9 protein-coding genes and 2 pseudogenes are annotated in these 11914 nt (G+C 57.0%); 7 read left to right on the top strand and 4 right to left on the bottom strand.

Features of this window, described 5'->3' with window-relative positions; all coding sequences use genetic code 11:
* The 3 genes and pseudogenes from BLR34_RS09050 to BLR34_RS09040 form a co-directional block, all read left to right on the top strand.
* Positions 1–179, top strand: a pseudogene (locus tag BLR34_RS09050) (IS5/IS1182 family transposase); the annotation flags it as partial.
* Positions 180–248: 69 nt separating this feature from the next.
* Entirely contained in the window at positions 249–602 is a 354-nt protein-coding gene (locus BLR34_RS09045; protein ID WP_092702180.1) for an SDR family NAD(P)-dependent oxidoreductase, read from the top strand.
* A 219-nt stretch (positions 603–821) separates the two neighbouring features.
* Positions 822–1637 (top strand): IS5 family transposase, encoded by an 816-nt coding sequence (locus tag BLR34_RS09040; protein ID WP_092702178.1) that lies wholly within the window; start codon positions 822–824, stop codon positions 1635–1637.
* A gap of 616 nt (positions 1638–2253) precedes the next feature.
* On the opposite strand, the gene BLR34_RS09035 is transcribed toward BLR34_RS09040, so the two are convergent.
* Complete coding sequence (locus tag BLR34_RS09035; protein ID WP_092702176.1) at positions 2254–3318, bottom strand: glycosyltransferase family 4 protein; 1065 nt, start codon at positions 3316–3318, stop codon at positions 2254–2256.
* Between the two features lie 175 nt (positions 3319–3493).
* Here BLR34_RS09035 and BLR34_RS09030 point away from each other — a divergent pair.
* A pseudogene (locus BLR34_RS09030) lies at positions 3494–4390 on the top strand (NAD-dependent epimerase/dehydratase family protein).
* Here the strand turns inward: BLR34_RS09030 and BLR34_RS09025 are convergent.
* Complete coding sequence (locus BLR34_RS09025; protein WP_092702174.1) at positions 4381–5943, bottom strand: sugar transferase; 1563 nt, start codon at positions 5941–5943, stop codon at positions 4381–4383. The pseudogene BLR34_RS09030 and the gene BLR34_RS09025 sit on opposite strands and share 10 nt — an antisense overlap.
* 157 nt (positions 5944–6100) lie before the next feature.
* Between BLR34_RS09025 and BLR34_RS09020 the strand changes: the two genes are divergently transcribed.
* Positions 6101–7864 (top strand): DUF4330 family protein, encoded by a 1764-nt coding sequence (locus BLR34_RS09020; protein ID WP_092702172.1) that lies wholly within the window; start codon positions 6101–6103, stop codon positions 7862–7864.
* Positions 7861–8622 (top strand): hypothetical protein, encoded by a 762-nt coding sequence (locus BLR34_RS09015; RefSeq protein WP_092702170.1) that lies wholly within the window; start codon positions 7861–7863, stop codon positions 8620–8622. Before BLR34_RS09020 ends, BLR34_RS09015 begins: the two co-directional genes overlap by 4 nt.
* A gap of 22 nt (positions 8623–8644) precedes the next feature.
* On the opposite strand, the gene BLR34_RS09010 is transcribed toward BLR34_RS09015, so the two are convergent.
* A complete protein-coding gene (locus BLR34_RS09010) occupies positions 8645–9073 on the bottom strand; it encodes a nucleotidyltransferase family protein (protein WP_092702168.1) in 429 nt (142 codons plus the stop codon).
* Positions 9074–9209: 136 nt separating this feature from the next.
* Between BLR34_RS09010 and BLR34_RS09005 the strand changes: the two genes are divergently transcribed.
* Positions 9210–10196, top strand: a complete 987-nt coding sequence (locus tag BLR34_RS09005; RefSeq protein ID WP_092702167.1) for a GDP-mannose 4,6-dehydratase — start codon at positions 9210–9212, stop codon at positions 10194–10196.
* Positions 10197–10376: 180 nt separating this feature from the next.
* Here the strand turns inward: BLR34_RS09005 and BLR34_RS09000 are convergent, their stop codons facing one another.
* Complete coding sequence (locus tag BLR34_RS09000) at positions 10377–11783, bottom strand: RNA-guided endonuclease InsQ/TnpB family protein (RefSeq protein WP_092702165.1); 1407 nt, start codon at positions 11781–11783, stop codon at positions 10377–10379.
* Positions 11784–11914: the final 131 nt, after the last annotated feature.

Genomic DNA, 11914 nt, shown 5'->3' with positions numbered 1-11914 from the left:
ATAACGCGCTCATCCGGGCAAAAGGCTACTCTCAGCGCTGGATGGCCGAAACGTCGTATTCGACAACGAAGCGCTCGCTCGGCGATGCCGTGCGAGCGCTCGGCTGGTATCGACAGTTCCGTGAAATTGTCCTCATGTTCGCCATCTCCAACATAGAACCGCTCTGTGAGCCACTCTGACCATGATTCAGCATCTATTCAACACGGCACAAAATTAAGACATCTCCAGTAGTACACCACAGTGGACCCATGGGCGTACGCGACCGCATCGCGATCGTCACCGGTGGCGCGAGCGGCATCGGCGAGGGGATCGCGTCCGTCCTCTCCGAGAAGGGTGCGACGGTCGTCATCGCAGACGTGGACGGAGACGCAGCCGAACAGACGGCTGCCGACCTGCCGGGCGAGGCGATGGCCGTCAAGGTCGACGTGACCGATCCCGCCGAGACGGCGGCGCTGGCCGAGATCGTCGCCGAGGACCACGGACAGATCGATATCCTGTGTGCCAACGCCGGCATCTTCCCGTCCGCCTCCTTCGAGGACCTCACCGTCGAGGACTGGGACGAGGTCTTCGGCGTCAACGCCAAGAGCGTGTTTCTGACATGAATGCTTGTCTCCCGTACTTGCGCGAGCAGAATTAACGACCAGTTCGTGATCACGTCCTTGATCACCGGCCCAGTGGTTGACCATCCAGGCTGAACTCACCACAGCGCGACCGAGGCAGGAATCTTTGCTTCCCTCGCAAGGCATATTGCTCCGTTGAATGACGACGCCATCTGCGGGTTATATCGTTGATTTCAGGGAATTTGGACGCCGTCTGGCGATATGGGGCGACTCAGGACCCTTGCACGGACGTTTCGAGACTTTGCCACGAATCACGTAGAGGAACCAGACGAACCCGTCGCGCCGGATGGCGCGGACGGGTACGCCAAATCAACGAAAATCGCGCTCCTTCTATTCAAAGAGGAAGTCAACAAGCCGCTGCGGCAGTTTGAGGACTATCTGAACGAGATGCCTGGAATCCTCGATCTATTTGATCTTGAGAAATCTCCTGATCACTCGTCTTTCAGCGTGTGGGACGATGAATTTCCTATGCAGGAGTTGCGCCGCCTGCTCCGCCGATCAGCGGAGCAGGCGGGGCTCTCGGGAACAGCGTCAATCGACGCAAGCGGCTTCCAGCGAGATCAGGCCAGTTCACATTACCGAAATCGTGTTGGCTACTCGTTCAATGCGATGAAGACGACGCTGCTTGTTGATACGGACTCACTTGCCATCATGGACGCTCATTTCACGACGAAGAAAGCCTATGACGGCTATATTGGGCTGCAGGTCTTCCGGCGCAACGCCGAAGACCTGCAGGCATTGTTGGCCGACAAGATGTACTCCTGGAGCGATCTCCGTGAAGCCTGTCGTGACGCATCGACGCGACCAGTGATCAAGCGCTGTGAACAAAACGCGCTCAAGAAGGCACATAACGCCAGAATCGATGACGAAGTCTACAATCAGCGGTCAATGAGTGAGACCGTGTTTGCGATGCTGAAGGACGACGGCGACGAGATTCGCTCCCGGAGCTGGCATGGCCAGTTCCGGGAGCTCACACGGAAGTGCATCGTACATAACCTGACGCAGGCGGCGAGTTAGGGCTCGCCGCCTGCTCTCCTTCTTCGGACGTATTCGGGAGAGGCATCGCCATCGTCCATCTCATACTTTGTCCAGTATCTTGTGAAACTGATGTTTTGATCACTGCGCAAAACAGCTCCAATCGAATCGTCTGATCTCAGTATCTTCCGTTAGAGGGCTGTTACCAGTGGAAAATTGAATATCATAAATTTGATTCTGCCGCTGTATTGCGTTCAACGCCGCAAGGCATATTATAGTGCTCACCTGCGAGGTGCTTCGTGCCTCGGGCTATGAGCAGGAGTGGTTCCGCGCTACTCCGTTCTAAATCCCCCTATTCGACATCGTGAACTGCTCCGGGGTCAAGTGGTTCGAGAATCTCCGATTCTCGTGATCACGGAACTCGGAGAGTTCCGGACGACCCCGAGGCACTCTGCCTGCTTTCTCTGTAGAACCGTCGGTCGACGAGATTCAGGAGGGTGCGCTGGCAGAACTGTTCGAATAAAACTACGATCTCGAAGATCACAATTTCAGGAACTATGATTTCTTTCTGGCGTCGTTACCACAGCGACGATTGACATCACGGGTCACACGAACAGCCCCAACGATCCTCCGATCGTTGCGACAATATCCACCGTCCCTACAAGTCTTCGAGCAGCTGGGTTGTCCGTTCGACACTTTCCGTCCAGTCAAATTGTCCCTCGATCTGTGCCCTCGGATCTTCCATGCTACCGTCTAGCACTGTTTCCAATCCCTCAACAAACCCTGCAATATCCCCAACGGGTACAGTCACGCCGCCACCATCAACCACGGGTGCGACCTGTTCTAAATCACTCACTACGACTCCGACACCTGACGCCATCGCTTCTAAAACCGTTCGGGGCAATCCTTCAGCACGACTCGATAGCACTAACGCATCCGCAGCCCGATACACCGCCGGCATCTCCTCGTAGGGAATGTGTCCAAGAAAATTAACATGTTCCTCATCCATCTCGGACCGTAGTGGTCCTTCGCCAGCCACGTACAACTTCACGTTCCGTGTCTCAGCCAGTCGTGACACCGCTGCCACAGCATCTTTAGGCCGCTTGCCTTCAACTAGTCGGCCGACAAACACCACCACTGGACCGTCGTGATCGATCCGGTCGCTCTCAGGGCCGTCCGGACAGAACCGTTCAGTATCGATCCCATTGTGAACGACCTCAATCCGTGAATCAACTCCGAACTCCCGCACTCGTTCGCGATCCTCGGTAGTGTAGCAGAACACCACATCAGCCTGATTAAACGTCCATCGCCCCACTGTCTTTAGATACAAATCGAATACCCACTCCGGCGCAGTCTGAGAGTACAGGCCATGATTCGTAATCGCCAACGGAACGTCACCGAGCCACCGCTTCAGCGCTGCAAGATTCGTTGAGAAGTATAGGTGCGAGTGCGCGTGCATCACGTCAAAGTCGCCATCTTGAGCGAGATACTGAGCCACCCCCGAACTGATGTCGTTACCGAGAAGATTCACTGTTGGCTCAAACCGCACGACTGTGTACCCGTCACGTTCCTCAATATGTGGCAGATATGGATCCTGCCGGACAGTCAAGACAGTAACATCGTGACCCATCTCGGCTTGATCTCGACTCATTGCATGAGCATGATATGCACCGCCGCCTTTCGTGTCAGGATAGACTTTCTGGGCAACACGGAGGATCCGCATTCTATGTTTCTTTTCTCAAGAAACCTCAAGAGTATGCCGGTTTTTGAGCGTCCCAAACCGCAAACAACAGCTCTCAAAGTCATCCTTAGTGGTATATTTGTTTGTACAACAAGTTTAGGTAGAACCTGAGTCTCAATCCGGATGTTTATAACTCAGGCACCGGACATATTGAGCGATGCACGCACCCGTTACTGGTGGAGCAGGCTTTATTAGCGGACACCTTGTCGACAGTCTACAGGCGTCGAGTTCTGTTCGGATTCTCGATAGCGATCCCGGTTGGCAATCACTCAACGACACAATCTACATCGAAGGCGATATTCGTGATGAGAACAGTTGCTCAGGCAGTTGCCGATACTGACGTGGTTTTTTATGAGGCGGCACTCGTCAGCGTCGGCGCCTCGGTCCGTGACCCGATTCGAAGTCATACGACGAACACGACAGGAACACTAAACATCTTGGAAGCCGCCAGAGAACACGATACTCGCGTCGTCTTTGCGTCGAGTGCCGCAATCTACGGCCACCCCATGGAGACGCCAATCGACGAGGCTCATTGAAAGGAACCCACGTCACCGTACGGGATAGACAAACTCGCAGCTGACGAGTATATGCGACTGTACGCAGACCTGTACGGCCTCGAAACGGTCGTACTCCGCTATTTCAACGTCTATGGGCCTGGAAGACCGGTGAGTACGCTGGCGTTATTTCCGTCTTCATTGAGCCAGCGCTGAATGACGACTCCATTACCGTCCACGGCGATGGCTCACAGACCCGTGATTTCGTCTTTGTTGAGGATGTCGTCCACGCGAACCAGTCCGCAGCGACAACAGAGAACACCGGCCAAGCGTGCAATATCGGGACTGGCGAATCGATTACGATCCGTGAACTCGCCGAACTGATTCAGGATCTGACGGACTCTGATGCCGATATCGTCCATACCGAACCGCGCGATGGAGACATTGAACAGTCACAAGCAGACAGCTCTCGTGCCCAACGCGACTTCAATTACGAACCGACGGTGTCGCTCCGTGATGGTCTGAAACGAACAATAGATTGGTTCGAAAATCAGTCTTGAATCGGCGACTTCTCGTGATCAGACTCGGTTTCTGTTGACTCAACCGCTTGTTCGTTCGGCTCCGGTGATGAACCGATATCAGTCGATCTTTGTGACTCGTTCTGTTTTGTCCCTTTCACCGACTCACTTCCGAGAACGACATTCACTGCATCCGTGCCGACCATCCACAGCTGCCGGATGACAATCTTCAGATCGAACCAGAAGGACTGCTTGCGAATATACAAGAGATCGAACCGGAGCTTCTCTTCGGGCTCAGCTCCCGTCGCGTCATTGATTTGTGCGAGGCCAGTCAACCCAGGCCGGACGAACCAGCGACGCCGCCAGTTGCCGACACCCTGCTCAATATCGGTATCGAGCTGCGGACGCTCGGGCCGCGGTCCGACGACACTCATATCGCCGACGAGAATCGACCAGAGCTGTGGAATCTCGTCGAGATGCGTTTTCCGCAGCACACGACCGACCCGCGTTACACGTGGATCGACGCCGCCTTTGTCTTCCTCGCTCAGTTTCGCACCACTCTCTGATTCCGCATCCGGAATCATACTCCGGAACTTCGAGACAGTGAATGTATCACCAAACGCCGCTGTCCGCTCGTGACTGTACAGAATCGGCCCCCCATCATCCAGCTTGATCGCCACAGAAATAAGCAAAATTACTGGCGACAGCACGAACAACGCCGTCCCCGCAAATGCGATATCGAACAGTCGCTTCGCCACGTGTGTCTGCCAATCCCATGGTTCAAGATCCACGGACAGAAGCGACGCCCCCGTGTCTTCGACAGTCAACACGTGATCGGCGTGGTCCTGATGTACCAGCGCAGCCACCCCATGCTCGTAACACGTCTCCAGTGTCCCGAAAAACTCCTCACGATCTGTTGCCGCAAACGCTAACAACACCGTATCCACATCCTGCTCAACCAACACTTCGTCCAACCGTGCCAACCCACCGAGACAGGGCAGTTCGTCCAACCGCTCAGCGGAGGTTCCGCCGTCGGTCACGCTCACCAGTTCGGGCTCAATTCCGTCCGGCGCGTACGCGGACGGTGGGGATACATACCCTATGACTGGCAACGTCGACGCCGACAGCAGTGATTCCATCGCCTCAGGGTCGTCACCAACAATTACTGCCCGGGAACTGGACTGTGGACGACGCCGAACCGTCGTCATAAACAACGGCAGCACGATAAAGAGGACAGCAGTCGTTAACATGAGCGTCGTCCGCGGTAACCGGTAGGAGTATTTGAAGTAGCCAATCGCAGCCAGGCCGACCATTGCCATAAAAACCCGCTTCTGGGTTGATAAGATCGTATCCAGTATCCGGCGTGGTCGTGGCTTGAACAACGGCCACATTGTCGCGAGAACAACGACAAGCGTCGTCACAACAGCAAACCGCAACTCACTGGCTGGTAGCACCTCTGGCGCAGGGTTCCCGAAAAACGGAACCTGAGCGAACGTCTCGTGAACAACACGGAGATTCGTTCCCACAACAGCTGCGACAGTCAACAGAGCCGCCCCAATAAAGCTCGAAATCCGATACCGCCAGCCAGCGTCCATTGCATAGTATTACCCTCAAAACAAGTATAAAAGCTGTGAAAGATATCATAGAGGGCCCCTACATCATCGAGTGACGCTCGCGACCCGAAAATCGCTGACCAAGAGTCGCATGATAGATAGCAGAGTTTTTACTCCCGTCTTGTGAAGCGTACCCTCAATGAAAGACTCCGACGACGATTCCCGCAGATTTCTCGACGACGAGGGACGGTTGTTCGGCCTCGTCAACATCGTCGACGCCCTGGTCGTGTTGTTGGTCCTCGCAGTCGTGGTCGCGGGCGTGGCATTGCTACTTCCCTCCAGTAGCGGTGAAACAGAGACACGATATGTGACACTCGATCTCGGCGATCAGCCAGACTACCTTGCTGAAGAGATTACCCCCGGCGACGAGTGGGCACCAGAACGGACAAGCGACTCAATAACGATCACCGATGTCTATCGGTTCAACAACGCCGGGAACGGGACGAGCGTGCTCGCACGCGCAGCCGTAAACGGAACGGAAGTCGAGCCAGAGGACCCTACAGACGACCCCATCTTCGAATTTCGTGGCAACCCGCTCCTGACCGGACAGACGTACACTCTCGTTACCTCTGAGTACGAGGTCGAGGGTGCTGTGACACGCGTCGAGTCCGACGGTGAAACGCTCCCGGTCACCGACAGCGAGCTGGTCCTCGAGACGAGTCTCGCACCGACAACAGCAAGCGAAATCGAGGTCGGCGACCAGTACACCGCCGGTGGTGACGTTCTCGGCGAAGTAACTGCGTTCGAGACATTCGCGGCGAACCAGAGTGGAGAAGGTCAATACACCCTTATCGGTCTCACAACCAAGGCAATAGAGCGAAGCGGGTCCCAGTACCTTGGCGACACCCGCGTCGCCGTCGGCCAATCTCTCACCTTCGATGGCGGTAGCTACAGCTTTAGCGGCGAAATTATCGACCGCGGCACCAGTGCGATTCCGGCAAACGACAGCGAATTCGTCATCGAAACAACGCTCCCGGCAGCAACGGCAGACGAAATCGAAGCCGGCGACGAATTCACAGCCGGCGGAACAACGTTCGGCGAAGTGACCGCCCTCGAGCTGTTCCCCGGAGCAGGAGACGGCGACCAGCGGTACGCACTCGTTGGGGTTACAGCCAGAACAGTCGAGCGTGACGGCGCACAGTACATCGGCAACATTCGCGCCGCCATCGGTCAGTCGCTCACCTTCGATGGCGACGGCTACAGCTTCGGCGGCGAAATTATCGACCGCGGCATAGGCAACCTCACCACGAAAGCGCGCCCACTGGTCGTCCGGACGGAGGTTCCGGCAACTGTTGCTAGCGACATCAACGTCGGTGATCAGTTCGACATCGATGGCGTGCCGATTGTCTCTGTCGACTCTGTAACGGTCTACCCGACGGCGAACCCGGACGTGCGGCGGGTTGTCCTCGGCGTCTCTGCAAAGACACGGACAGAAGGGGGCACGCTTCTCTTCGGTGACCGACAGCTTCGGATCGGGTCACAGCTCCCGATTAGAACGGACAATTACGACATCCAGACGGAAATCATTCGTCGGGGAGGCCTGAACGAGCCCGGCAGTCCGACAACACAGACCGTGACGATACAGCTCAAGAATATCCCACCGGAACGGGCAGCAAGTCTCACCAGCGGGATGACAGAGGAGAATCGTGACAAAACGACGGCGGAGGTACAAAACGTGACGACACAGCCTGCCGAAATCGTCCTCGAAAGCGAGGGCGGTGACATCTTCCTCCGTGAACATCCCCAAAACAAAGATGTCGAGTTGACGGTTGACCTGTCAGTCCGCGAGTTAGACGGCGGAACGATTCGGTTCCGTGGAGAGACACTCCGCGTTGGACAGGACATTGCACTCGAACTCGGGCCCCTTACGGTCAACGGCGAGGTGATTGGCTTCGAGGAATGAGCCTCCGGAATCACCCGGCAGCACAGGAGTCAGCCGTCCTCGGTAGTCTCGCCAGCATCCGAAACCGGATCGCGTCCGCAGTCACACGCTCACGTCTCGTCGGGCCACCCCTGGCTGCCGTCCATCAGCTACGCGGAGGTCAAAGCTCGTCGGACGACGAGTCAGACGAGACTGAGCGACCTGCCATCGCGAACTCACAACTCGTCGGGTTCGTCCACAACACGACCTCCAGAATAGGAGACGCAGCGAAACGCTCAGAGGTTGCTGGTGTCACAGCGAGCGCACAGCATCTCGTCAAGTCGTCGTGGCTATATCGTTGGCTGACGGCCGAGCCTGACCCGGACGTGGTCGTCATCGACCTCCGGGAGACCCTGACTGTCGGCCCGTGGCTTCGAGTGCTCCAGCGCACAATCGAGTGGTTGCTCCCCGCGGCAGTCTCGTCACTCCTGTTTCGGACCTGTCGTCACATCCACCGGGCTGTCACCAGCCGCCCGGTCCAGATAGCGAGCCTCTTCATAGGCTCCGTCGCTGTCCTCATCCTGGCACTCGCGGCACAGTCTAGCGACCCGTCGGCAGTTCTCGTCGGTGTGGGAGCACTCCTTGCACTGCTGGCGGTCGTCGGTAGTCGCATTACGTGGACGTGGGGAACGCTCCGTGAGACCAAGGGCTACCAGTTACTCGCCGCGGCGTTCGAGCCGCCAGAGCCGCCAGAACCGGCGAGACGAGAAGAAAGCGAGCGTGAAAACGACGAGCGATAGCTGGTATACACTCGGTCGTTCATCAGCAGAACTGTTCGCGTAGTCGCTGTGCTGCCGCAGCCACACGCTTTTGTGCATCCGTCGTCGAGGGATGAGAATCCGAGACTGTATTTTTCAGTTCGGCATACCGTTGTTTTGAGCCGTACAGATAAGTGCCGGTGTCAAGGGCGACCGCAAGGAAGGCGTCGTCTGCGGTGTGGATATCAACAAGATCGACGGTCGTCCCAACTGCTTCTTCGAGAGCAGTATGAAGCGAGAGATACGCACTGGCGTAGCCATCGTCGCCGGGCCGCCACGTGTCGAACTCGACAGCAAGGTCGATATCTGCCGGCTCGGGAGCATTGAGTGCTGAGCCAAACAGAATGGCGAGCTGAATATCGTGTGCAGCAAGCACTTCACGGAGTGCCTGACGGTCTGCATCCGTGAAGCGATTCTGCTCTTCGGCGGACATACTGTATGTTACGACGGCAAGTCCAATATATTCACCGGGTAGTCGAAAGATTCGGTGATAGCGGGCAGCCATGCAGCGAAGTACCACTCAATCCGCTTCGCCTCTTTTTTATCCACTACCGACGAAGACAGAATACATGAACGTCCTCGTCACAGGTGGCGCAGGCTTTATTGGCGGCCACATCAGCGAACACCTTGCAGGCAGCGGCCACGACGTAACAGTCATCGACAACTTCGAACCGTACTACGACCTCGGAATCAAGGAACACAACGTCGAGGCGGCACGGGAGGCAGCCGCTGATGCCGGCGGCAGCTACGAACTCGTCCGGGAGTCTATCACCGACGCAACTCTCGTCGACGATCTGGTCGCCAACAGCGACGTCATCTACCACCAAGCCGCACAGGCTGGCGTCCGCAAAAGCGTCGACGAACCCGCGAAGGTCAACAGCTACAACGTCGACGGCACGGTCAACGTGCTCGACGCCGCGCGAAAACACGATGTCGATCGAGTTGTCGTCGCTTCCTCCTCGTCAGTGTATGGAAAACCGGACTACCTCCCCTACGACGAAGCCCACCCGACAACGCCGGTCTCACCGTATGGCGTTTCCAAGCTCGCCACCGAACAATACGCGCGTGTCTACAGCGAAATCTACGGGCTGCCGACCGTTTCGCTCCGGTATTTCACGGTCTATGGCCCACGGATGCGCCCGAACATGGCGATGACGAACTTCGTCTCGCGGTGTCTCCACGGCGAACCGCCAGTCATCTACGGCACCGGGGAGCAGACCCGGGACTTCACTTACGTCGAAGACGTGCGCCGGGTCAATGAACAACTCCTCACTGACGACAGCGCCGACGGAGAGATTCTCAATATCGGCTCGACAGATAATATCGACATCCAGACGCTCGCCGAGGTGGTGCGTGACGAAATTGACCCCTCGCTCGAGATCGTCTACGATGACCCGCGGGAGGGCGATGCCGAACACACGCACGCTGATGTCTCGAAGGCGGCTGCGTTGCTTGGCTACGAGCCGACGTTCGATATCCGTGAGGGAGTCGAGCAGTTCATCGAATGGTACCGCGCAAACGAGGACTGGTACGATTCGCTTGTGCGGCGCTCGTGATAGCGTACCGGCGGCACTCTTTTGTGTATGTACTACCGACATACTGGCGTATGTCTGAAGCCGACGCAAACGACGGCGATCCAGAAATGACATCCTCCGCGCCGTAAACAGGGCGAGACCTCCGGTCTCGCTTGAAGCCGGACGTAGTCCGGCGACGGCGCGGTTTCCTCCGTGGGAGTCTCAGCCAGTCTGTGATTCCTCGGAGGCAACATTCCCGTCTTTGTGGACGGTACTCGGGTCTGTGCGCTGTTCTTTGGGACGGTGAGAGCGTGGTGACTCCGACCAGTTGTGGTCGTCCCACTCGAACCGCACGGGCCGTGCCATCGGCCTGACTGCCTGTTCTGTCTGCCGTTGACGAGACGCTTCGCGTCTCGTTCGCCAATCAGAAATCTGCGATTTCTGATGACGTCTCAGAAACGTTTCTGAGGCTGTAAGGTCGGCGTGCCCCTCGAACCCACATGGGCAGGTGAGTGTATCCTGATGTCGTGTCGTTCGGTCTGTCGAACCACACTGCGGGCACTCTTGACTGGTCCACGCTTCTGACCGGACTTCCACCGAGATGCCGTATTCCTCAGCGGTCGTCGCCAACCGCTCGGTGAATTTCTTGAACGCCCAGAAGTTGTGGGTCTTGGCGTTGGTTTCGACCGACCAGTGCGTTTCGAGTACGTCGGTCAACCCACCGATATACACGGTATCGACACCGCCGGCGTACAGTCGGTCCAGCAGGTCACGACACAGTGCGTCTTGGGCGTGGTCGCGGCGACGAGTCCGTTTCTGGTACAGTCGTCGGATACGCTTACTACTGTACCGGCCTTCTTCGAGTTTCGACTGCAACCGGGCGATTTCTCGCGTTGTCTCACGGAATCGTTGGAACAACTCGCGGCCTTCGTACAGGTATTGCTCGCCGGTCGTGGTGGTACAGGCGACGAGATTGTTCGCACCAATGTCCAGAGCGGCCGTCTCGTCGGCCAGTGGAGTTGCCTGTTCATCGTCAGAAACAGTGACAGGCTGCGAAGCTCGGAAGGTGCTGTCAGTCTCGTCGTACCACAATTCCAACCGGCTCTGGTCCTCGTAGTTGGGCCAGTTTGGGTCGCCAACGATTTCCAGTCGGAGACGGCTTTTCGGGCTGTTGTGCCTGTCACGGAGTTCTTTTCCGACGACCATCTCAAGCCGGGAGCGGTCGCCCCATTCGACGGTGTAGGCGTCCTTTCGGACGACGCCTTTCAGAACACGTCCATCGTCCTCGTTCCCACGGAAGCCCGGCGGTTCCGGGTGTTCCGTAACCGATGTGTTCGACTCGTCGTGATACGCCTTCTTGTTCTCGAAGAACCCGCGCCACGCTTCGCTGTTTGCTCGCCGGACAGTTTGAGCGGTGGACGCGCCGAGAACGGCTTTGTATTTGCCTTCGAGAGCGCCGGTATCGGCGTCCCACACGTCGCCCTTGAAGCCGTCTTCGTCGTTGTAGCGCATAAGGCGGTGGTAATTGATTTCGTTCCAGAGAGCGGCACACGCGTCCAACAGGTCCCGTAGTATCTGCTCGTCATCGCCGGTGAGCGGTCGCACGGCGAACGTGTTGGTGCGCTTCATCGCCTGTATCGGTGTTCGAACGGAGACATAGTGAATGCTGGCCACCCACGGTGAAAGTGAAAATAACGCTACGTGGGTGAGACTCAAGACCAGCAGTAACACGGCAGTTTCTCACTGGAGCGTACGCGATT

Source organism: Halovenus aranensis (assembly GCF_900100385.1).
GTDB lineage: Archaea > Halobacteriota > Halobacteria > Halobacteriales > Haloarculaceae > Halovenus > Halovenus aranensis.
This window is presented reverse-complemented; position numbering and strand designations above follow the sequence as displayed.